General features: G+C 47.6%; 22 protein-coding genes. 20 read left to right on the top strand and 2 right to left on the bottom strand.

The features are described 5' to 3' along the window. The first annotated feature begins 54 nt into the window (after window positions 1–54). From WMO65_RS08420 to WMO65_RS08390, 7 genes are all read left to right on the top strand, one after another. On the top strand, window positions 55–1,023 hold the full coding sequence (locus WMO65_RS08420; protein ID WP_148392716.1) for an RluA family pseudouridine synthase: 969 nt from the start codon (window positions 55–57) through the stop codon (window positions 1,021–1,023). Continuing rightward, the gene (lepB, locus tag WMO65_RS08415) at window positions 1,023–1,562 is read left to right on the top strand and encodes a signal peptidase I (protein WP_033139461.1); all 540 of its coding nucleotides are present in this window, start codon (window positions 1,023–1,025) and stop codon (window positions 1,560–1,562) included. The genes WMO65_RS08420 and lepB overlap by 1 nt, the downstream gene beginning before the upstream one ends. 72 nt (window positions 1,563–1,634) lie before the next feature. Further along, window positions 1,635–2,171, top strand: a complete 537-nt coding sequence (locus WMO65_RS08410; RefSeq protein ID WP_033139462.1) for a Holliday junction resolvase RecU — start codon at window positions 1,635–1,637, stop codon at window positions 2,169–2,171. Between the two features lie 243 nt (window positions 2,172–2,414). Next, window positions 2,415–4,088, top strand: coding sequence for a ribonuclease J (locus WMO65_RS08405; protein WP_033139463.1), 1,674 nt, complete (start codon window positions 2,415–2,417; stop codon window positions 4,086–4,088). A gap of 178 nt (window positions 4,089–4,266) precedes the next feature. Further along, window positions 4,267–4,998, top strand: coding sequence for a DUF975 family protein (locus WMO65_RS08400; RefSeq protein WP_187370601.1), 732 nt, complete (start codon window positions 4,267–4,269; stop codon window positions 4,996–4,998). 114 nt (window positions 4,999–5,112) lie between these two features. After that, window positions 5,113–5,592, top strand: a complete 480-nt coding sequence (locus WMO65_RS08395) for a DUF3990 domain-containing protein (RefSeq protein ID WP_148392714.1) — start codon at window positions 5,113–5,115, stop codon at window positions 5,590–5,592. Continuing rightward, entirely contained in the window at window positions 5,579–6,019 is a 441-nt protein-coding gene (locus WMO65_RS08390) for a hypothetical protein (protein WP_207708210.1), read from the top strand. Before WMO65_RS08395 ends, WMO65_RS08390 begins: the two co-directional genes overlap by 14 nt. Before the next feature lie 12 nt (window positions 6,020–6,031). On the opposite strand, the gene WMO65_RS08385 is transcribed toward WMO65_RS08390, so the two are convergent. After that, on the bottom strand, window positions 6,032–6,628 hold the full coding sequence (locus WMO65_RS08385; RefSeq protein ID WP_148392713.1) for a TetR/AcrR family transcriptional regulator: 597 nt from the start codon (window positions 6,626–6,628) through the stop codon (window positions 6,032–6,034). A 156-nt stretch (window positions 6,629–6,784) separates the two neighbouring features. Between WMO65_RS08385 and WMO65_RS08380 the strand changes: the two genes are divergently transcribed. The 5 genes from WMO65_RS08380 to WMO65_RS08360 all read left to right on the top strand — a co-directional run bounded on the left by WMO65_RS08380 (window position 6,785) and on the right by WMO65_RS08360 (window position 12,212). Beyond that, window positions 6,785–7,555: an ATP-binding protein gene (locus WMO65_RS08380; RefSeq protein WP_148392712.1), complete on the top strand. Its 771-nt coding sequence runs from the start codon at window positions 6,785–6,787 to the stop codon at window positions 7,553–7,555. Window positions 7,556–7,764: 209 nt separating this feature from the next. Beyond that, entirely contained in the window at window positions 7,765–8,436 is a 672-nt protein-coding gene (locus WMO65_RS08375; RefSeq protein ID WP_148392711.1) for a response regulator transcription factor, read from the top strand. After that, window positions 8,433–9,455: a sensor histidine kinase gene (locus tag WMO65_RS08370; RefSeq protein WP_033139467.1), complete on the top strand. Its 1,023-nt coding sequence runs from the start codon at window positions 8,433–8,435 to the stop codon at window positions 9,453–9,455. Before WMO65_RS08375 ends, WMO65_RS08370 begins: the two co-directional genes overlap by 4 nt. 106 nt (window positions 9,456–9,561) lie before the next feature. Next, window positions 9,562–10,317: an ABC transporter ATP-binding protein gene (locus tag WMO65_RS08365; RefSeq protein WP_148392710.1), complete on the top strand. Its 756-nt coding sequence runs from the start codon at window positions 9,562–9,564 to the stop codon at window positions 10,315–10,317. Further along, window positions 10,314–12,212: an FtsX-like permease family protein gene (locus tag WMO65_RS08360; protein ID WP_148392709.1), complete on the top strand. Its 1,899-nt coding sequence runs from the start codon at window positions 10,314–10,316 to the stop codon at window positions 12,210–12,212. Before WMO65_RS08365 ends, WMO65_RS08360 begins: the two co-directional genes overlap by 4 nt. A gap of 56 nt (window positions 12,213–12,268) precedes the next feature. Here the strand turns inward: WMO65_RS08360 and WMO65_RS08355 are convergent, their stop codons facing one another. Beyond that, complete coding sequence (locus WMO65_RS08355) at window positions 12,269–13,504, bottom strand: uroporphyrinogen decarboxylase family protein (RefSeq protein WP_187370600.1); 1,236 nt, start codon at window positions 13,502–13,504, stop codon at window positions 12,269–12,271. A 237-nt stretch (window positions 13,505–13,741) separates the two neighbouring features. On the opposite strand from WMO65_RS08355, the gene WMO65_RS08350 reads away from it, so the two are divergent. The 8 genes from WMO65_RS08350 to eutL all read left to right on the top strand — a co-directional run bounded on the left by WMO65_RS08350 (window position 13,742) and on the right by eutL (window position 20,972). Next, complete coding sequence (locus WMO65_RS08350) at window positions 13,742–14,233, top strand: NADH-quinone oxidoreductase subunit NuoE family protein (RefSeq protein ID WP_033139471.1); 492 nt, start codon at window positions 13,742–13,744, stop codon at window positions 14,231–14,233. Window positions 14,234–14,421: 188 nt separating this feature from the next. Beyond that, the gene (locus WMO65_RS08345) at window positions 14,422–15,564 is read left to right on the top strand and encodes a 1-propanol dehydrogenase PduQ (RefSeq protein WP_148392707.1); all 1,143 of its coding nucleotides are present in this window, start codon (window positions 14,422–14,424) and stop codon (window positions 15,562–15,564) included. A 27-nt stretch (window positions 15,565–15,591) separates the two neighbouring features. Continuing rightward, window positions 15,592–15,942, top strand: coding sequence for a BMC domain-containing protein (locus tag WMO65_RS08340; protein WP_187370599.1), 351 nt, complete (start codon window positions 15,592–15,594; stop codon window positions 15,940–15,942). Beyond that, on the top strand, window positions 15,939–16,382 hold the full coding sequence (locus WMO65_RS08335) for a EutP/PduV family microcompartment system protein (protein ID WP_148392706.1): 444 nt from the start codon (window positions 15,939–15,941) through the stop codon (window positions 16,380–16,382). The genes WMO65_RS08340 and WMO65_RS08335 overlap by 4 nt, the downstream gene beginning before the upstream one ends. Continuing rightward, on the top strand, window positions 16,379–17,809 hold the full coding sequence (eutA, locus tag WMO65_RS08330) for an ethanolamine ammonia-lyase reactivating factor EutA (RefSeq protein WP_033139474.1): 1,431 nt from the start codon (window positions 16,379–16,381) through the stop codon (window positions 17,807–17,809). Before WMO65_RS08335 ends, eutA begins: the two co-directional genes overlap by 4 nt. 164 nt (window positions 17,810–17,973) lie before the next feature. Beyond that, window positions 17,974–19,338: an ethanolamine ammonia-lyase subunit EutB gene (locus WMO65_RS08325; RefSeq protein WP_148392705.1), complete on the top strand. Its 1,365-nt coding sequence runs from the start codon at window positions 17,974–17,976 to the stop codon at window positions 19,336–19,338. A 46-nt stretch (window positions 19,339–19,384) separates the two neighbouring features. Further along, window positions 19,385–20,290, top strand: a complete 906-nt coding sequence (gene eutC, locus WMO65_RS08320) for an ethanolamine ammonia-lyase subunit EutC (RefSeq protein WP_103732309.1) — start codon at window positions 19,385–19,387, stop codon at window positions 20,288–20,290. A gap of 25 nt (window positions 20,291–20,315) precedes the next feature. Further along, window positions 20,316–20,972, top strand: coding sequence for an ethanolamine utilization microcompartment protein EutL (eutL, locus tag WMO65_RS08315; RefSeq protein ID WP_033139477.1), 657 nt, complete (start codon window positions 20,316–20,318; stop codon window positions 20,970–20,972).

The raw sequence follows: 20,972 nt of genomic DNA, 5'->3' as shown, positions 1-20,972 counted from the left end.
TTTCAAACACGCTCTAGAATACCGCGAAACAAGGCTTACAGACAGGAGGAATACATGAGAGAACTGACAGTAAAAGCAGGGGAGAGCGGACAGCGTCTGGATAAATATCTTGCAAAATATCTGAAGGAGGCACCGAAAAGCTTCCTATATAAAATGCTCCGAAAGAAGAACATTACTCTGAACGGCAGAAAGGCTGACGGCAGTGAGAAGCTGCAGGCAGAGGACTGTGTCCGTCTTTTTTTGGCGGAGGAGACACTGGAAAAATTCATGGGGACTCAGACAGAGGCTCATACCTGCTCTTTGGATGTTATCTATGAGGATGACCATGTGTTGTTTATCAACAAACCTGTGGGAATGCTGTCCCAGAAGGCGGATAAGAAAGACATATCCCTGGTGGAATATCTGACAGGATATCTGCTGGAAAAGGGTGCACTGACAAGAGAAGATCTGCTGACTTTTCATCCGTCTGTCTGCAACCGTCTGGACCGCAACACCAGCGGCATTGTGGCAGCGGGCAAAACCATGGCCGGCCTGCAGACATTGTCCGGGGCATTTAAGGACAGAAGCCTGCACAAATATTATCTTGCGCTTGCGACAGGGCGCGTGGAGCATCCGTCCTATATAAAAGGTTATCTGTGGAAGAATGAGCGGACCAATAAAGTCACTGTGACAAGGGAACCGAAAAAGGATGCCCTCCCTATTGAGACACGTATGCGGCCTCTGTCTTATTCCGGGACAGGAGACTGCACGCTGTTGGAGGTGGAGCTTCTGACAGGGCGTACCCATCAGATCAGAAGTCACCTGGCAAGCATTGGGCATCCCATCATTGGAGACGCAAAATACGGCAGCAGAGAAGTCAACGAAGCGTACAGGAAGAAATACCGGGTTACCTCTCAGCTGCTTCATGCATGGAGGATTGAGATGCCGTCTTTCGAGGGAGAGCTTAGTTACCTGTCGGGACTGAAGCTGACGGCAGAACTGCCTGCGTTATTTAAAAAAGTCATCAAAGGGGAGAAACTGTAATGAGCAAACAATATAACGGGCCCTCCATTATGGAGGAGCTCTGGGAATATATAAAAATGATTATTTTTGTGGTTGTTGTGGTTTTCATCGTCAACAATGTGCTTTTGATCAATGCCAAGATTCCGTCAGAATCCATGGAAGACACGATCATGACGGGAGATCGGATCTTCGGAAACCGACTGGCATACATAAATAAAGACCCACAGCGTTTTGACATTGTGATTTTCAAATACCCTGACGATGAGACACAGCTTTTCATTAAGCGTGTCATCGGACTGCCCGGGGAGACGGTGGAGATCAGGGACGGAAAGGTATATATCGACGGCGCCGAAACCCCATTGGATGACAGCTTTACACCGGAGCCGCCCCAGGGAAACTGGGGACCGGAGGTGGTTCCGGAGGGCAGCTATTTTATGCTGGGTGACAACAGGAACCGCTCAAAGGATTCCCGCTTCTGGACCAATACCTTTGTGAAAAAAGAAAAAATTCTGGGTAAGGCTGTCCTTCGCTACTTCCCGTCACCGAAGCTGATAAAATAAAGTGCAGGGAAAAATAAAAGAACAGCAGGAAAAGAGACAGCATAGAAGACAGAAGAAAGAGGAGGAATGGAGATGGCGACCTGGAATTCCAGAGGTCTGCGCGGTTCCGCACTGGAGGAGTTTATCAACGAGACCTGCGCGCGCTACAGGGAAAAGAATCTGGCCCTGATACAAAAAGTCCCCACCCCCATTACACCGGTCCGCATAGACAAGGAGAGCAGGCATATTACGCTGGCTTATTTTGAGAAGAAGAGTACAGTGGATTATATCGGCGTGGTTCAGGGAATCCCCATATGTTTTGACGCAAAAGAGTGCAATACAGATAACTTTCCCCTGCAGAATATCCATGCCCATCAGGTGGAATTTATGGGGGATTTTGAGAAACAGCAGGGAATCGCTTTTCTGATCCTTTTTTTCACCCACAGGGATGAACTCTACTATATGCCCTACCGGGAGATGTACCGCTTCTGGATGCGGGGACAGAACGGCGGCAGGAAACATTTTAAGTATGAGGAACTGAACCCGGAATGCTTTTTAAAGAGAAGCAAAAATTTTCTGGTGCCCTTTCTGGAAGGGGTTGCCTGGGATTTGGATAAAAGAGAAATATAAAAAAGTTGTATTTTTTCAACTTATGGTGTATACTGAATGAAAAGTATGTGTCCGTGAAGAAAGAAATTGAAGTATACAGGTAACAGCCCTATCTGTCTTTGATGACAGGTTCGGCTGTTTTTTGTTACATGGGAAAATTCTCCGAACTTCCTGACCGTAAGTGGCTGCGCTTTGGCGTGAAGGTCATATGGGCAGGATTCTATTTTAAGTAATTTGGGGACTGCATGAAGAAAGAGGTAAAATTTGAATAAAACAACAAAAAAACAAAATGACAAGGTTAAAATCATCCCACTTGGGGGACTGGACAAAATCGGTATGAATATTACTGCAGTTGAATATCATGACACGATCATTGTGATCGACTGCGGAATATCCTTTCCGGATGATGAGATGCTGGGTATTGACAAGGTCATTCCCGATGTGTCTTATCTGATTGAGAATAAGGAGAAGGTGAAAGGGTTTGTGATCACCCACGGACATGAAGACCATATCGGTGCGCTGCCCTATATCCTTCCGCAGATCAATGTGCCGGTCTATGCCACCATGCTGACAATGGGACTCATAGAGCATAAGCTGGAGGAAGCAAAACTGCTGAAAAAGACGAAACGCAGAGTAGTGAAACAGGGAGGCCAGATCAATCTTGGCGAGATGCGAATCGAATTTATCAGAACAAACCACAGCATAGCGGGGGCATCCGCTCTGGCAATCCATACACCCGCAGGGATTGTTTTCCACACAGGGGATTTTAAAGTGGATTATACCCCTCTGTTCGGAGAGGCTATTGACCTGCAGAGAATGGGAGCTCTGGGGAAGAAAGGCGTGCTGGCAGTCATGTGCGACAGTACCAATGCCATCCGTCCCGGATTCACTCCGTCTGAGACAAAGGTTGCAAAGACTTTTGATACGCTTTTTGCAGAAAACAAGACAAACAGAATTATTGTGGCCACCTTTGCATCCAATGTGGACCGAGTCCAGCAGATCATGAATACCGCTTATAAATACGGAAGAAAAGTGATCCTGCAGGGCAGAAGTATGGAGACGGTCATCAAGATAGCGGAAGAACTGGGATATGTGACGATTCCTGAAAAAACTCTGATATCCGTAAATGAAATGAACCGTTATCCCGATGAAAAATTGGTATTCATCACAACAGGAAGCCAGGGAGAGGAAATGGCCGCATTGTCGAGAATGGCGGATTCGACACATAAAAAGGTAGTCATCAAACCAAAGGACGCAATCATATTCAGTTCAACTCCCATACCGGGAAATGAGAAAGCTGTCTCCAGAATCGTCAATGAACTGGCAAGGAAAGGCGCAAATGTTATTTTCCAGGACACCCATGTGTCAGGCCATGCCTGTCAGGAGGAAATCAAGCTGATCTATTCCCTGCTGAAGCCTGAATATGCCATTCCGGTGCATGGAGAGTACCGCCATCTCATAGCCGGCGGCAATCTGGCAAAGGAATTGGGGATGGATGATGACCATGTATTTATACTGGAGGCAGGTGACGTGCTGGAACTCTCCGAAGAGACCGGAAAGGTAGTGTCAAAAGTCACCGCAAGAGGTATCTATGTGGACGGCCTGGGCGTGGGAGATGTGGGAAATATCGTACTCAGGGACAGGCAGAGCCTTTCGGAAAACGGTGTCATCATTGTGTCACTGGCTTTGGAGCGGAAAACAGGCAAGCTTATGTCAGGTCCGGATATTATTTCCAGAGGATTTGTCTATGTAAGAGAATCCGAAGAGCTTATGCGCGAACTGAAGAAAGTGGCATCAAAAGCCATTGAAAAATGTGAAAAACAGAATCACAGGGAATGGGGACAGATAAAGACAGAGATCAGAGACAGCCTGGATGATTATTTATGGAAAAAGATCAAGAGAAGTCCTGTTATACTTCCTGTCATTATGGAAGTTTAAAATGTTCCTAAGCCTGGTTGAAGGTTTTTCGGCCCTCCTTTTTGGGGGGCTGTTTTTTATATCGGTCGCAAAGGATATAGAAGTGTGGGCAGCAGATATGATATACTGATCATACAGAAACAGAGTTATGGGCAGGACACATGAGGAACGGTATTTGGCAGGGAAAGGAGATGGTTTTATGTGGAAAAGGGCAGAACTGAAAAGAAGAGGAAGGGAAAAACTAAAGCGGAATTATTGGCCTGCTGTGGCGGTTTCACTGGTTCTCGCTGTCATGATGACAGATATTAGCGGACCGTTTTTGCTCCATGGGAAGAAGTATAACCTGGTGTCGATTCTCTGGACAGACTTCCTGATTCCCTGGAAATTCAGCGGAACTATCATAAAGACGATTATCCGTGATATTCTCTATGTTTTTATTTTTGCCATAATAGAAGTGGGCGGAGCTGCATTTTTTATCAGGAACAGAAAGGAAAAGGCAGGGGCAGGCCTGGTATTTTCCGGCTTTTTTGATGGAAATTATAAGAAGTATATGAAGGGGATGTTCCTGGTGCATCTGGAACTGTTTTTCTGGTATCTGATGCTTCTGGTACCGGGAATCATACAATCCTATGCATTTCGCATGGCCCCTTACATTCTGGCGGAAAACCCGGATGCCGGGTTTGAGGAGATTCTGCATACCAGTGAGGATATGATGCGCGGACAGAAGTGGAGGGCATTTCTTCTGGACTTATCCTTTCTTGGATGGCGGGTACTGACTATTCTGACCTTTGGCGTGCTGGGAATCTTTTTTACAGGACCATACATAGAGGCAGTGAATGCGGAGCTGTATGCTGTTCTGAAGGAGGAGCGTATGAGACGGTTAGATGCAGACAGAACTATTTTGGCAGACACAGCACAGGAACTTGACTGACAACTCTGTTATTTTATTTTTTTCTCTGTTATAATGAGACAGCAGATATTGTGGATTTGTGAAAAGAAAATTCAGTTATGAAGTTGATTTAACTATAAGACAGGAGGTAAGAATATGCAGGAGGGACAAAGAATTCTTTATCATGGAAGCAAAGAAATTGTTGAATTTCCGGAAATAAGAATGGCAAAATTCCAAAAAGACTTTTATTTTGGATTTTACTGTACATTGCTTTCAGAGCAGGCACACCGCTGGGCTATTAGATATACTGGGGCAGGAGTAGTAAATGAATATATTTATACTCCGGATGAGACACTTAAAGTTTTGAAATTTTCTGAGATGACAGAAGAATGGCTGGATTTTATTGTCAAATGCCGTTCAGGACAAAAACACAGTTATGATATAGTAGAAGGACCTATGGCAAATGATACAATATTTAATTATATTCAGAACTTTATTGATGGAAAAATATCGCGGGCGGCATTCTGGGAACTCGCGAGGTTCAAAAAGCCAACTCATCAAATAAGCTTTCATAGTATCAATGCCCTAACCGCGTTAAAATTTGTGAAAGGATATAATGTTTATGATGAAAAATAACAGTGCATTATTTTTTACCTGTAGTTTAATTGAGTATATCGGCCGTGAACAGAAATTAAGCCGTGATAAAGTGGTCGAATATCTGGGAAAGGATATTATTCAGCGAATATATAGATATTCTGATGTTCTGCACTGTGAACCCATTGAGAAGACAGCAGATGAATATATTAATATAAAATCCATCCCCAAGGGCGATTATGATAATGTCAGTAAATGCAGGTATGATGTACCTGATTACTGGACGATTGGAGAGGTTTATGAGCGGCTTGTGGAAGATATTGCAGAGAGTGATGAGAATGTGATTGAAACACTAATAAAGGTGTATACATCATGGATAACGCCACATCTGTCGAATTATAATTCAGACCTATATTATCAGTCAAGGGAATATATAGCTGAATGCTATAAATCCAATCAGATTTTATAGATGTTCAGACAATCACGGCATCTCATCCCGCCCGTCATGAATAAGAAAACTCTCCAATCCGGCTTTGATAAAAGAATCAATGGTCTTTTGAATCTTCTTCCAGTCTCCACACTGGTTGCGGATCGTCAGTTTATTGATCGTCAGGCATCCGTTCATCTGGAAATAAAATACAGCCTCAGCCTGTTCAAATGTGAGCAGGCTGTGAGACATCAGCCAGGTGACATAGCCTTCCTTATACACATCTGCTATTTTGTCAATGATCCTGGAGGAAATAATATCGTCCAGAAATAGTACCTGATATCTGGGAGTATTGTGTACCTTGTGGCAGAAGGGAAAAGTGCAGTTGGAGGCAGCGCGGCCGGGGCACATGAGATGTTCCTCCAGGCTTTTGGTGTCCTTCAGCATTTCTGTCAGGATATCATCCAATACATCGTCCATATCATAATAGTGCAGATAAAAGGTTCCCCTGTTGATCTCAGCCAGCTTACAGATCTCCGTGACGGTGATTTTTGAAAAGGTTTTTTTCTCCAGCAGGGCAAGGAAGGTATCTTTGATTGCCTGCCGGGTGTATTTGGTGCGGCGGTCTTCTTTTCTTTCTTTGGTCTCCATATGTTTCCTCCTTAAACGATTCATATCAACAATTTTTTTAATCTGTTGATAAAATGAACAGATTGAAAAAATTGATGATTGTAATTTTCATAATTACAATTATAATCAATTATAGAAAGAAATCAACAGGTTGTTCAGAAATTTGGAGGTAAATATATGGGACATGTTATAGCAGTGGCCGGAAAAGGCGGCGTAGGCAAGACAACTTTATGCGGTCTGCTGATTCAGTATTTATGCGAGAGCGGGAAGAAGCCGGTTCTGGCAGTGGACGCAGATGCGAATTCCAATTTAAATGAAGTTCTGGGAGTTGAGACAGAGATTACATTGGGCGAACTGCGTGAGGAAATAGAGCGTGCGGGCATTGACAGCAGATATCAGATTCCTGCAGGTGTGACAAAGCAGGATTATCTGGAAATGAGGCTGGCGGATGCCATCACGGAAGAGGATGATTATGACCTTATGGTAATGGGGCGTACCCAGGGACAGGGATGCTACTGTTTCGTGAATGGCCTGGTGCAGACACAGATACAGAGACTCCAGAGCCATTATCCCTACATTGTAGTGGACAATGAGGCGGGCATGGAGCACATCAGCCGCGGCATTCTGCCCACCATGCAGACAGCCATCCTGGTAAGCGACTGTTCCAGAAGAGGGGTACAGGCGGCAGGGAGAATCGCCCGTCTGGTGGAGGAACTGAATTTCAAACCACAGAAAATGGGACTGATCGTAAACCGTGCGCCGGAGGGCAGATTAGACGCAGGAACCATGGAAGAAATTGAAAAGCAGAACCTGAATCTTTTAGGAGTTGTTCCCCATGATGACATGGTATACCGCTTTGACTGTGACGGAAAGCCGACGATACAGCTTCCGGCAGATTCTCCGGTGCGGGCAGCCCTGAAAGGGATTGTGGAGAAATTAGGGCTGTAAAGGAAAAATAAAATCAGATATAAGGAAGACAGAGAATACAGGGGAGCAGGCAAAACAAAGCCTGCTCCTGTTTTTTTATTTTACCTTGTATCTAACATTTCTGTAAGATTCCCGGAAACGCTGGGAGATAGAAAAAAAATAAGTTATAATGATAGCACCAAACAAGGATCAAAACCGATACACAAGACAGAGAAAAGGAGCAGAATATTATGAAGATCATGATTGTGGAAGACGAATTGTCCCTTGCCAGAGAAATTTGCCTCCTCTGCAGAAAATGGGAGTTTGATACAGAATATATAAGAACTTTTGACCATGTGGATGAGGAGTTCATGCGCATCAAGCCGGATTTTGTTCTTCTGGACATTAATCTGCCTTATCATGACGGCTTTTACTGGTGTGAAAGAATCAGAACCATGTCCAATGTGCCCATCCTTTTTTTATCCAGCCGTGAGTTAAACGCGGATAAGATCATGGCTATGGCATCCGGCGGGGATGATTACATGGAAAAACCCTTTGATTCGGAGCTGCTGCTTGTGAAAATCCGTTCCATGCTGAGGCGTGCCTATGAATACCGGAAAAATGACAGGGAATATCTGACGGACGGAGGATATTATGACAGCGCGGAGGGGATCTTTACCTATGGAGAACAGTCGGTGGAGCTGACCAAGTCGGAGAATAAAGTCATGAGTGCCCTGATAGAATGCAGAGGAAAAGTAGTGGAGAGAGAAAAGCTGATGCAGCATCTATGGAATACGGATGAATTTGTCACGGACGCCTCCCTGACTGTTCTGGTGTCAAGGCTCAGAAGCAAGCTTCGGGATATATCCGGCGGGAAAGAGATCATAGGCACGAAAAAAGGAAGGGGATATTATATTGTATGAAAAAGTATCTGGCTGATCGGGGCCATGCCATACTGCTTTTTTTGATATCACTGCTGTTTGTCAATTTGTATTTCGGTTTCATCTGCGCTACCCGAGTCAATCCGGGGGATTTGTATTACCTGGATGCAGCAGCGGGCGCGCTGGCGCTGTTTCTTCTGGCACTGGACTACAGAAAACAGAGCAGGATCTGCAGAACACTCACAGAGGAGAAAGAGATTTCAAAAGAGGAGATGAGAAAGCTGCTGGGCCGCCGGCAGTATGAAATATGGTACCGGGAGAAAGAGGAAGATGAGGAAAAAATACAAAATCTGTATAATGAGATTCTGGAACTGAGCGACTATATTACCCTGTGGGCCCATGAAGTGAAGCTGCCTCTATCTGCCCTGCGGCTTATGAATGAGAGAAATAAGGACAGGGCACTGCAGGAAGAAATGCAGGATTCCCTGGAGCGGATACAGCAGTATCTGAATACCATGATGATGAGCAGTAAGCTGAAAAAGCCGGAAAATGACGTGAAGCTGGAAAAGGTCAGTTTAAGGGAAGCGGCAGCGGAGGCTGTAAAAAACCACTCCTATTTTCTGATACGCGATCATTTTGCCATAGAGATGCATTTAAAAGACGAGGCTGTTTACAGCGACCGCAGATGGCTGGTCTATATGCTGGACCAGATCATCGGCAACGCGGTGAAATACCGGGGAGAAAACCCCACACTTACTTTCGGAGCTGACATTTCTTCTGCATGCGGAACAGAGTTTTGGGTTGAGGACAACGGTACCGGCATAGCCCAGGCGGAACTGCCCTATATATTTGATAAAGGCTATATCGGAAGCTGTCAGAGAAACGGCGGCTACCGATCCACGGGAATGGGCCTGTACTTTGTAAAGCAGACTGCAGACAGGCTGGGTATTGGAGTCAAGGCTTCCTCCGGGGAAAACAATACAAGATTTACATTTACATTTCAAGATCACGCAGATTATTTTTTCCTGGATAAGCCACACCAAACCTTGCAGAAATGTTAGAAACAGGCGGAAGGTGTTAGAAAGATGTAAGGATTTCCCGCTCCTGTTTTGCTACACTTAAACTGTAAAGAAAACAGTTGAATTTGCCGTAAAAGGAGTTAAGGAAATGAAAAAAATTGTGGAGATCAAAAATCTGACAAAGACCTATGGACGCAAAGGATATGAGTCGGTAGTCCTGAAAGATGTCACCATGGATATTTATGAACATGATTTTATTGCCATCATGGGGCCAAGCGGAGCCGGTAAATCCACCCTTTTAAACCTGCTGTCCACGCTTGACAAGCCCTCCCGGGGGCAGATCATTTTGGACGGGGAGGATGTGACAAGGGTGGGAAACCGACAGCTCTCCGTGATCCGCAGGGATAAGATCGGATTCATTTTCCAGGAATACAATCTTCTGGACAATATGACCCTTCAGGACAACATAGCCCTTCCTCTTTCCCTGAACGGTAAGAAGAACCGGGAAATTCTGGAGAAGGTGGATAAAATGGCAGATATGTTCGGGCTGTCTGCGCATCTGAACAAATACCCTTACCAGCTTTCCGGAGGACAGAAACAGCGCGGAGCCAGTGCCAGGGCACTGATCACAGAACCCCGGATCCTCTTTGCCGATGAGCCCACAGGAGCTCTGGATTCCCGTTCCAGCCGGGATCTGCTTTTGAGCCTGAAGGCAGCCAATGAGAAAGGAAAAGCCACGATTCTTATGGTGACGCATGATGCCTACACAGCCAGCTATGCAAAGCAGGTATACTTTTTAAGCGACGGGCAGATCCAGTGCAGACTGAACAATAAGGAGGACAGAAAGTTATTTTACGATGAGATCCTGAAGCTCCTGGCATCCATGGGAGGTGAGAGGGAATGAGTCTGATCCGGCTTACAATGTCCAATTTTAAACGGAATCTGAGAAATTATATGTCATTGGTTCTGGCGCTGGCCTTCTCTGTATTTGTCTTTTTTAATTTCCAGTGTGTTCTGTATTCGGATTCCATGGAAGTGCTGAACAATTACAATAAAGATTATATAGATTTGATCGTGCATGCGCTGTCTGTTGTCTTTGGCGTATTTTTGTTTTTCTTTATCTGGTATGCCACCAATGTGTTTTTAAACCAGCGGAAAAAGGAAATCGGCATCTACGTTTTCATGGGACTGGACAACAAAAGAATCGGGAAAATGTACGCTTTGGAAGCTTTATTTTCCGGCCTCTTTTCCCTGGCAGCAGGTCTGGCGGCGGGAGTAGTTTTTTCAAAGCTGTTCCAGATGGTGCTGCTGCGCATTTCGGAGATCAGCGTGGATATAAAATTTTCCTTTTCCCTGAAGCCGGTGCTGATAACTGCGTGTGTTTTCATGGCGATTTACGGGCTGATGGTGGTGAAGGGGTATGTCTCTCTTGTCAGAAGCAGCGTGCTGGATATGCTTTCCGGTGCAAAACAAAAAGAGATGAAAGCGGAACCGGCATTTCTGACAGCCATTAAGATCATGCTTGGCGTCAGTGTACTTGGGGCAGGATATTACTGTGCCGTCAGGACAGGTGATATTGACAGTCTTGCCTATGCCCTGGCTGCGGTGATCCTGGTCATAGCAGGCACTTATTTTATCTACGGCGGCCTGATTCCATGGCTGATCAGAAAGCTTACGGAGAATAAACAATATCTCTATCAGAAGCAGAGAAATCTTTGGGTGAACAACCTGGCCTTCCGTCTGAAGCGGAACTACAGGACCTATGCTATCGTGACCGTGCTCATGATCTGCTCCGTCACAGTGCTTGGAACCTCCATAGCCCTGAAGCAGAGATATGAAAGGTCAGAGCATTTCAGGACCACATATACCTGTCAGGTGGTAACGAAAACGGAAGTGGACGCAGATGAGATACAAAAAGGGATTGAGAAGGAGAATAAAGTAAAATACAGAAGCAGCATTCCCCTGTTATCGCTTGACCCGGATAAGCTGCATTCGAAATACAAGAGTGCCAATTATGCCATTACTTCAGAATCGGCCGTAAAAGCTGCCGCCGAAGAAGCCGGACTTCCCTATGAGAGTGGATCGCTTGGGAACAATGAGTGTGTTCATCTGACCCATATTATGCTCATGAGCTTTGTTCCGGAAGACAATGAGCCGGTTACCATAGGGGATCAGGTATTTCAGCAGATCGCAGAGAGCAATGTGCCATATCTGGGGGATCTGCAGAATGGGATGAGTGTATATGTGGTGAATGACACACAGTATAAAAAGCTGCAGCTATTGGGGGAAGTTCTGTATCTGTACAACTATAAATTTGAGGATCCCGAAAATCTGGATGCCTCGGTTCCCTATCTCAGGTCTCTTGCGAAAGAGGATCCGGACCGTTTTGTGGGTGTGAATCTGATTCGTACGGAGGATAAAGAAGGGGCATGGGTCCGTGTCATGTATTCCCTCTGTGTATTCATGTTCGCAACCCTGATCCTGGCCTGCGGAAGTATTATCTTCATCAAATTAAACAATGAAGCTGTGGAGGATATGGAGCGCTACAGGGTATTGCAGAAAATAGGAATCCAGAGATCAACACTTTATAAATCCATGAAAAATGAGATTCGCTTTACTTATTACTGTCCTTTTGTTCTCATGGTCCTGACTTCCTATTTTTCTATCCACGCAGTGGGAACGGTTATGAAAGAAGATCTGCTTCGGATCAATGTGTTCAGCGCGGCAGCCATACTGCTGTTATTCAGCATCATTTACCTGATATCCGTCCGCGCATTCAGGAAAAAAGTTTTGGATTAAAAAAGAAACAGATAAGTGCGGCGTCCCGGGAAAACATCCGGGGCGCCGCACTTTTTTTAGTATTTTCCGTACATGTCAACAGCTTCCAAAAGCGCTTCCATATTTTCCTGGGGACAGTCCTCCAGGGAATATCCGGTGGTGAAAAGATAACCGCCTCCCGGTGCCATGATCTCCAGATGCTGTTTCACTTCTTCCCGGATTCTCTCAGGCGTGCCGTACCGCACTGAGTATACCGGGAATCCGCCCATAAGGCAGGCCGTGTCTCCCAGTTCTTTTTTTGCAAGCTTCAGGTCTACGTTCTCAAAGTGGTATACCACTTTATTCTTCGGCACTTCCTTCAGGTATTTCAGCCTGGTATTATAGGCGCCCTCTGTGTACACAACCGGTGTGATATTGTGTTCGATCAGCGCAAGGATCCATTTCTGCAGACAAGGCCAGTACAGTTCCCTGTAATCCTCCTCACTGATGAAATTATCAAAGCCCTTGTGCAGCATAACCCATGCGTAGCGGCTGCCGGTTGCCTGGCAGAATCCCAGACTCTGTTTGATATGCAGGTCTGCGAAGATATCCAGTGCATGCTTTACATTGTCCCGCTCTTCAATCAAATCCGGCATCATGCCAAAGGTTCCCCGGAGTGTATCCCCAAGCATATCAAAGGCCGTTGCAGAGCCTCCGCCCATAATGGAATAATAGCCAAGGGCGCGGAGCTTTTTGTCGTACTCCTGTATCACAGCGTTCATTTTCTGGGCTTCCTCCGCAGCAGCCAGCAGGCGTTTGTAGACAGGGATGGCCTGCGGTGAGGTCAGCAAATGCTGAGCACCGCCCACGATCATATCATAGTAATCCAGGTCAGAAAGCGGTTCAAAGATTTCCATGGTGCGGGGCAGATGTTTGGTCAGCCAGAAGCCTGCCGGATCCCGGAAAAATTCATCGTATTCCCCGTCTTCCAGCGTTGGATATTCAATGAACTGATAGGTATTGTTTTCGTCCAGGCCCTTGGGGTCTCCGGGCCAGCGGGCATTTTTCATGCCCAGATTTTCCAGAACTTTAGCTGCGGGGGTGAAATTACTGATGCTTCCCGTATCTGTGTAAGAGTATTTTTCATAAAAAGCCAGCATGGCACGGCAGGCTTTTTCATGGTCAACCATACTCTCAGCCATAGTGATTCCGGCCTTGTGAAGAGGGTAGGTGCCGACTAAAAGGGTATTCGGAACCCTGTCCGGCTCCTGGTTTAAGACGGCAGTTTCCACGCGTTTTTTTCTTTCCTCATAAAGTTTTTCATAATCCGCCATAGGTATTTCCTCCTTTCCCATAGGGAACAGACATTGATTCATGATATAAAAAGTATACCACTGTGCTGCGGCGGCTTCTACAGCCCGGCATCACAAGTCTTTTCTTTTGTCGGGTGCGTTTTTTGTATTGAACGTACATGTGCCAAGAGATATGAGATATCTGCATAACCACAGGAAATCTGCAGAAAATGTAAGTATAACCCAGCAGAAAATATAAAAATCGGAACGGAGTTTATCATGGACAGAGAAGAAAGTATCAATGAGATTCTTTCCTATTACAGCGGCAGGAAAGATAAAAAAGAGCAGGAAACAGTGGCTGCAATGTTAAGGGAACTGCAGGAAGCCTGCGGCGGAATCAGTCCGAAACTCCAGGAGAGGGCAGCACAGGCGGCAGGCATAAAGGTTTCTGTGATTCAGTATCTGGTGCGTATGTACTCTGATCTAAAAGAAACACCGTATGAGCATACCGTCACGGTCTGCACGGGGATAAGATGCAGAAATAAGGGCGGAGCAGCCGTTTCCCAGGCTGTGAGAAAAGCGCTGGGCATTAAAAAGGAAGGTCTGTCTGCTGACGGAAATGTATATCTGCATGTGCGCGGCTGCCTGAGAAACTGCGGGACATCGCCGAATCTTCTCATTGACGGGAAACTGTTTTCCAAAGTTAAGCCGGAGCAGGTGCCTGATATTCTGGAAAAAACGTGCGGACAGCCATATGGCAGACAGGAATAAAACATAAATTACCATTTGTCTACCAACATGATTTTTTGCATAATCTGGGCAGAATACACAAAAGATAGCAAGAGGATGTTTGAAAATGCATGCCCGCAGGACTGCCTGCAAATTGTGCCGCACATCTTGCGGCAGGTAATTTTCGAACACAAGCTAAACGAGGAATGGAATCGAAAGGACGAGAGATTATGGAAGAGTTCGGGATAAAAACATCCATACATTTTGGAAAAAATGCATTGGAATATTTAAAAAAACTGCAGGGTGCCGGGATATTTATTGTCACAGATCCTTTTATGGTGGAGTCCGGCCTTGTGGAGCGTATCACCGGATATCTGGAAAAAGACCGCTGTACGATCTTCAGCAATGTGGTTCCTGACCCGCCCCTGGAACTGGTGATCGAAGGTGTCAAAGAGGTGATAAAACACAGACCGGATACCCTCATTGCCCTGGGCGGAGGATCTGCCATTGATGAGGCCAAGGCCATCATGCATTTTTCCAGACAGATCGGAAATCTGCCGGATATGGAATTTATTGCGGTTCCCACCACCAGCGGAACCGGCTCGGAGGTTACATCCTTTGCCGTGATCACAGACAGGGAAAAGGGAATCAAATATCCCCTGGTGGACCAGTCTCTTCTTCCGGATACGGCGATCCTGGATGCCAGCCTTGTAAAAAGTGTTCCCAAAACCGTGGTGGCGGACACGGGCATGGATGTGCTGACACACGCGCTGGAAGCTTACGTCTCCACAAAAGCCAATGCCTTTACAGATGCCCTGGCGGAGAAAGCAGCTGTGACGGTTCTGCGGTACCTGATCCGTTCCTATACCAGCCAGGAGGATTTCAGAGCCAGGGAGGAGATGCACAATGCATCCTGTATGGCAGGACTGGCCTTTGACAGAACGTCTCTGGGAGTGAACCACGCCATTGCCCACAACATCGGAGGAAAGTTCAAAGTGCCCCACGGCAGGACCAATGCGGTTCTGCTCCCCTATGTGGTGGAATTTAACGCGGATATGAAGGAATTCAATCCCCGTGCATATACCCGGGCAGCCGAAAAATATGCGGCGATCGCCCAGCTTGCGGGAATCGGCGGCGGCAATGTGCGGGCCGGGGTGAAGAACCTGGTCAGAGAGATCCGGAAAATGCAGGAGCAGATGAAAATGCCTTTTGGATTTAAGGACTGCGGCATTTTGCCTGAGGAATACCAGAAACAGAAGGATGCTGTAGCACAGGGAGCGCTGGCGGATGCCTGTATCAGGACAAACCCCAGAGATGTATCCCGGGAGGATATTCTGGAACTTTTGAAACGCGCTTATCAGGGAATCCGCTGATACCGTCCGGGCAAGGAGGGCTCAGATATGGAAGTGAAAGAAAAACAGAGGATCATACAGGAATTTGTCCCGGGAAAACAGATTACACTGGCCCATGTCATAGCCGGTCCCGACCCGGCGATCTATGTGAAACTGGGACTGGAGCCGGCGCAGATGGACGCCATCGGCATTCTGACCATAACACCCAGTGAGGGGGCAATCATAGCGGCTGATATAGCCACTAAAGCTTCTGACATCACCCTGGGGTTTATCGACAGGTTCAGCGGCGCGCTGGTGTTTACCGGTGACATCAGTTCTGTGGAGGCTGCAGTGAAGGAGATTCTGGAAACCATGGAAGAACATCTGGGATTTGCAAAGGCGCCGGTGACGAGAACATGAAGAAAGTGATATTTATAGGACAGAGCGGCTGCGGCAAGACAACCCTGTGCCAGAAGTTAAACGAAGAAGAGATCCGCTATAAAAAGACCCAGGCTGTGGAACGGTACGGGGAATCCATAGACACACCGGGGGAGTACCTGGAGAACCGCCATTTTTACAATGCTCTGATCATGAGTGCAGTGGACGCGGGCATCATCGCCCTGGTGGCTGACCCTACATCGGAATACCGGGCGATTCCTCCCGGGTTTGCCGGCATTTTCGGGAAAAAGGTGATCGGTATTATAACGAAGATACATGAGGCTGGCCCGGAACAGGTGAAGAGGGCCCAGACGCAGTTAAAAGAGGCAGGCGTAAGCCGGATCTTTCGAGTGGATACACCAAAGGGGACAGGAATTGCCGAGCTGTCTGAATTTCTGAACCGGGAAAGGGGGACAAAATGAAAGAAGAACTTTTGAGTGTGGGAATTGATCTTGGTACCAGTACCACGCAGCTTATTTTTTCCAGGCTGACAGTGGAGAACATGGCGACCAGTTATACAGTTCCCCGGATGGTGATCACCAGAAAAGAGATTCAGTACAAAAGCGATATTTATTTTACACCCCTCCTTGACCAGACCAGGATCGATTTTGGTAAAGTACGGGAAATCATAGAGCGGGAATATGAGAAGGCAGGTATCCAAAAGGATGAGATTGACACAGGCGCTGTCATCATCACAGGTGAGACGGCCGGAAAAGAAAATGCCAGGGAGGTTATTCACGCCCTGAGCGGATTTGCGGGGGATTTTGTAGTGGCCACAGCAGGGCCGGATCTGGAGAGTGTCATCTCCGGAAAAGGTGCCGGTACGGATCTATATTCCAAAGAGCACCATCTCACAGCCGTCAATATAGATATCGGCGGGGGGACCAGCAATCTGGCGGTATTTTGTCGGGGCGACACTGTGGATACAGGCTGTCTGGATATCGGAGGAAGGCTTGTAAAACTGGACAGAGAGACCGGACGGATCACTTATATTGCGCCGAAGATACAGAAGATCATTGAGTCTGAGGGCTGGGAGATCAGCGTCGGAACCATTGCAGATGAGGCGCTTCTCAAACCGCTGCTTGTGCAGATGACAGAGGTACTGGAGCAGAGTGTGGGACTGCGCAGAGACAATCCTTATTATGAAAAGATGATCACGAACCAGGGAATCCATCTGTCACAGGAGATTTCCTGCATCAGTTTCTCAGGCGGCGTGGCGGATGTGGTTTATCATCCCGAAAAATTTACGGACCCCTTTCTATTCGGGGATATAGGTGTGCTGCTGGGGAGGACCATACGGGAGTCTGCACTGTTTCGGAATCTGCAGGTGATCGAAAGCGCAGAGACTATACGCGCCACAGTGGTGGGAGCGGGAAGCCATACTACGGAAATAAGCGGCAGCACCATTACCTACACAAAGGAAGTGTTTCCGATAAAGAATCTTCCCGTTCTGAAACTCAGTGAGGAGGAGAGCGAACCTGCAGCCATGGGGGATGCCATCAGGAAAAAGTTGGAGTGGTTCACCGTGGAGGGCAGTATACAGCAGACAGCCGTTGCCTTTACCGGAGAGGATAATCCGAGCTTTTTAAGGGTACAGGAATATGCAGAAGCCCTTCTGGACGGCATGGAACCCTTGCTCCGCGCGGGACTGCCGTTGATCGTAGTGGTGGAAAATGATATGGCAAAAGTCCTGGGACAGACCATGTATCACCTTCTGGAATGGAAAAGGGAGGTCATCTGCCTGGACGGCATCCATCTGGCAGAGGGCGAATATATCGATATCGGAAAGCCCATTGCAGAAGGATGTGTACTGCCGGTGGTGGTCAAAACCCTTGTTTTTAGTAAATAAATGTAACTGTTCAGTGCCCTCACAGTTACGATCAAAAATCCATGTAAAATCGCCTTTGGCGATGGGATTTTTGCCCGGCTGCTGAACTTTTTCTTACGGTCAGCGCAGTAAATGCGCAGACCTGCTGAATTGTAACAAATCAATGCCAACGAAAGGAAAAAGCCATGATTTTAAAAACAAAATTATTTGGACATGTGTATGCTTTTCAGTCATTAAAAGAAGTGATGGCAAAAGCCAATGAAGAAAAATCCGGAGATAAACTGGCCGGCCTTGCGGCAGAGTCAGCGGAGGAGCGGGTGGCAGCCAAAATCGTGCTGTCCCAGATAACTCTGGAAGACTTGAGAAACCATCCGGCAGTGCCTTATGAGACGGACGAGGTGACCAGGATCATCCAGGATGATATCAATGAATCTATTTACAGGGAAATTAAGGGAATGACGGTCTCTGACCTCCGTGAATGGATTCTGGATGAGGAGACAACAGGGGAGATGATCCGCCGGGTATCAAGAGGGCTCACCTCAGAGATGGTGGCAGCCGTGGCAAAGATCATGTCCAATCTGGATCTGGTATACGGAGCCAGAAAAATCCGTGTCACAGCACACTGCAATACCACCATCGGAGAGGAGGGGACTCTGTCCTCACGTCTTCAGCCAAACCATCCCACTGATGACCCGGATGGTATTATGGCCTCCCTTCTGGAGGGCCTTACCTATGGAGCCGGGGATGCCCTTCTGGGATTAAACCCTGTGGATGACTCCGCTGAGAGTGTTGCCAGGGTCCTGCACAGGTTTGAGGAAGTGAAACAGAAACATCAGATTCCCACGCAGACCTGTGTTCTGGCACATGTGACAACTCAGATGGAGGCCATCAGAAAAGGCGCTCCGGCGGACCTGATCTTTCAGTCCATTGCAGGCTCTGAATTGGGAAATACGGCCTTTGGATTCAATGCGGCAACCATTGAGGAGGCGCGGCAGCTTGCGCTGACAAAGGGAACTGCCCAGGGACCAAATGTCATGTACTTTGAGACAGGCCAGGGATCAGAGCTGTCATCAGAAGCGCATCATGAGACAGACCAGGTGACCATGGAGGCAAGGTGTTATGGATTTGCCCGCCATTTTTCACCGTTTCTGGTCAATACGGTTGTGGGATTCATCGGCCCGGAATACCTGTATGACGGGCGGCAGGTGAACCGCGCCGGTCTGGAGGACCATTTCATGGGGAAACTCTCGGGTATTCCCATGGGATGTGATGCCTGCTATACCAACCATATGAAAGCAGACCAGAATACCATAGAGGATCTGTCTGTCCTGCTGACAGCTGCGGGCTGTAATTACTTTATGGGAATTCCTCACGGAGATGATGTAATGCTGAACTATCAGACAACAGGCTTTCATGAGACAGCAGCCCTGCGTGAGATCTTCGGCCTGACAGCCATCAAACCATTCCACAACTGGCTGATGAAAATGGGATATGTGGATGACAGAGGACATCTGACTGCCAGGGCGGGAGATGCCTCCACCCTGTTTTAGCGGATAGAGGCAGCATGTATAAGGAATTAGAAGGAGGACATATCAAGTGAGAGATGAGGAAATTAGATCCATGGTGGAGAAAATCCTGGATCAGATGTTAAATACTTCCACGGCCCCTGAGCCTAAGCGTTCCGAGGTGATACAGACCACTGCGGAAGCGCTGAAAAAGAAGGAGATACCCGCCGAATCCGGAGAATGCCTGGAGGACATCACAAAGACAGACCTGCGGCGGCAGCTTCTTGTAAAAAATCCTGCGGATGCGGATGGATATCTGGACATGAAAGCAAAGACCCCGGCCAGACTGGGAATCGGCAAAGCAGGTGCCAGATACCGGACCGCCACCATGCTTCGCGTCCGGGCAGACCATGCGGCGGCACAGGATGCGGTGTTCAGTGACGTGTCGGAGGATTTTATTAAAAAATGCGGTTTTGTCTTTGTGAAGACACTTTGTAAGGATAAAGATGAATATCTGACCCGCCCTGACCTGGGAAGGCGCTTTCCCGCAGATGAGCTTGAAGTCATCCGCAAGACCTGCGGCAGTCATCCGAAAGTGCTTGTGATCGTGGGGGACGGCCTTTCCTCCTCCGCCATCGAGGCAAATGTGGAGGATATGATCCCCGCTATACGACAGGGTCTGCAGATGCACCAGATCACGCTCCCCCCTGTGCTCTTTATCAAATACGCCAGGGTGGGAGCCATGGACGCTGTGGGTGAAGTGACGGATGCGGATGTTATCTGTATGCTGGTGGGGGAACGCCCGGGCCTTGTAACCGCGGAATCCATGTCCGCTTATATTGCATACAAACCAAGGCACGGCCTTGCGGAGGCAAAGCGTACCGTGATCAGTAATATACACAAGGGTGGGACCACTGCTGTGGAGGCAGGTGCCCATGCGGCGGAACTGATCGTAAAAATGCTGGAGAAAAAGGCATCGGGAATCGACTTGAAATAAAACACAGAGCTATTGGAGGAATACTATGAAACATGATGAACTACGTCCCGCGATACTGGGAATCCGCATGATTTCCAATGTCAGTGAGGATTTGGCAAAAGCGCTGGAGCTGGGGCCAAGGCATAAAAGCCTTGGAATCGTAACAGCGGATACGGACGATGTGCTCTACACTGCCCTTGATGAAGCCACAAAAGATGCAGATGTGGAGGTCGTCTACGCGAGATCCATGTATGCCGGTGCGGCCAATGCGTCCACGAAGCTGGCAGGTGAGGTCATTGGTATCATAGGCGGCCCGAGTCCGGCAGAGATACGGAGCGGACTGAATTCCATACGGAATTTTATGGAATCCGGCCCCTGCTTTGTAAGCGCCAATGAGGATGATTCCATTGTCTACTACGCCCACACCGTATCCCGGACAGGTTCCTACCTGTCAAAGACAGCAGGGATACCGGAAGGTGAGGCCCTGGCCTATCTGATCGCACCGCCTCTGGAGGCAGTCTATGGCCTGGACGCTGCCATGAAAGCTGCGGACGTGTCAATGGTATCTTTTTACGGCCCGCCCTCAGAGACGAATTTTGGCGGAGGCCTTCTTACAGGAAGCCAGTCCGCATGCAAGGCAGCCTGCTCTGCGTTTGCCCAGGCAGTACAGGCAGTGGCAGACTATCCAAAAGATTTTGAATAA

The sequence above is a fragment of the Blautia caccae genome (genome assembly GCF_040095955.1).
GTDB classification, from domain to species: domain Bacteria; phylum Bacillota; class Clostridia; order Lachnospirales; family Lachnospiraceae; genus Blautia; species Blautia celeris.
This window is presented reverse-complemented; position numbering and strand designations above follow the sequence as displayed.

Coding starts and splice junctions, on each gene's coding strand:
- WMO65_RS08420 (WP_148392716.1), top strand. CDS start 55: ATGAGAGAACTGACAGTAAAAGCAGGGGAGAGCGGACAGCGTCTGGAT.
- lepB (WP_033139461.1), top strand. CDS start 1,023: ATGAGCAAACAATATAACGGGCCCTCCATTATGGAGGAGCTCTGGGAA.
- WMO65_RS08410 (WP_033139462.1), top strand. CDS start 1,635: ATGGCGACCTGGAATTCCAGAGGTCTGCGCGGTTCCGCACTGGAGGAG.
- WMO65_RS08400 (WP_187370601.1), top strand. CDS start 4,267: ATGTGGAAAAGGGCAGAACTGAAAAGAAGAGGAAGGGAAAAACTAAAG.
- WMO65_RS08395 (WP_148392714.1), top strand. CDS start 5,113: ATGCAGGAGGGACAAAGAATTCTTTATCATGGAAGCAAAGAAATTGTT.
- WMO65_RS08390 (WP_207708210.1), top strand. CDS start 5,579: ATGATGAAAAATAACAGTGCATTATTTTTTACCTGTAGTTTAATTGAG.
- WMO65_RS08385 (WP_148392713.1), bottom strand. CDS start 6,628: ATGGAGACCAAAGAAAGAAAAGAAGACCGCCGCACCAAATACACCCGG.
- WMO65_RS08380 (WP_148392712.1), top strand. CDS start 6,785: ATGGGACATGTTATAGCAGTGGCCGGAAAAGGCGGCGTAGGCAAGACA.
- WMO65_RS08375 (WP_148392711.1), top strand. CDS start 7,765: ATGAAGATCATGATTGTGGAAGACGAATTGTCCCTTGCCAGAGAAATT.
- WMO65_RS08370 (WP_033139467.1), top strand. CDS start 8,433: ATGAAAAAGTATCTGGCTGATCGGGGCCATGCCATACTGCTTTTTTTG.
- WMO65_RS08365 (WP_148392710.1), top strand. CDS start 9,562: ATGAAAAAAATTGTGGAGATCAAAAATCTGACAAAGACCTATGGACGC.
- WMO65_RS08360 (WP_148392709.1), top strand. CDS start 10,314: ATGAGTCTGATCCGGCTTACAATGTCCAATTTTAAACGGAATCTGAGA.
- WMO65_RS08355 (WP_187370600.1), bottom strand. CDS start 13,504: ATGGCGGATTATGAAAAACTTTATGAGGAAAGAAAAAAACGCGTGGAA.
- WMO65_RS08350 (WP_033139471.1), top strand. CDS start 13,742: ATGGACAGAGAAGAAAGTATCAATGAGATTCTTTCCTATTACAGCGGC.
- WMO65_RS08345 (WP_148392707.1), top strand. CDS start 14,422: ATGGAAGAGTTCGGGATAAAAACATCCATACATTTTGGAAAAAATGCA.
- WMO65_RS08340 (WP_187370599.1), top strand. CDS start 15,592: ATGGAAGTGAAAGAAAAACAGAGGATCATACAGGAATTTGTCCCGGGA.
- WMO65_RS08335 (WP_148392706.1), top strand. CDS start 15,939: ATGAAGAAAGTGATATTTATAGGACAGAGCGGCTGCGGCAAGACAACC.
- eutA (WP_033139474.1), top strand. CDS start 16,379: ATGAAAGAAGAACTTTTGAGTGTGGGAATTGATCTTGGTACCAGTACC.
- WMO65_RS08325 (WP_148392705.1), top strand. CDS start 17,974: ATGATTTTAAAAACAAAATTATTTGGACATGTGTATGCTTTTCAGTCA.
- eutL (WP_033139477.1), top strand. CDS start 20,316: ATGAAACATGATGAACTACGTCCCGCGATACTGGGAATCCGCATGATT.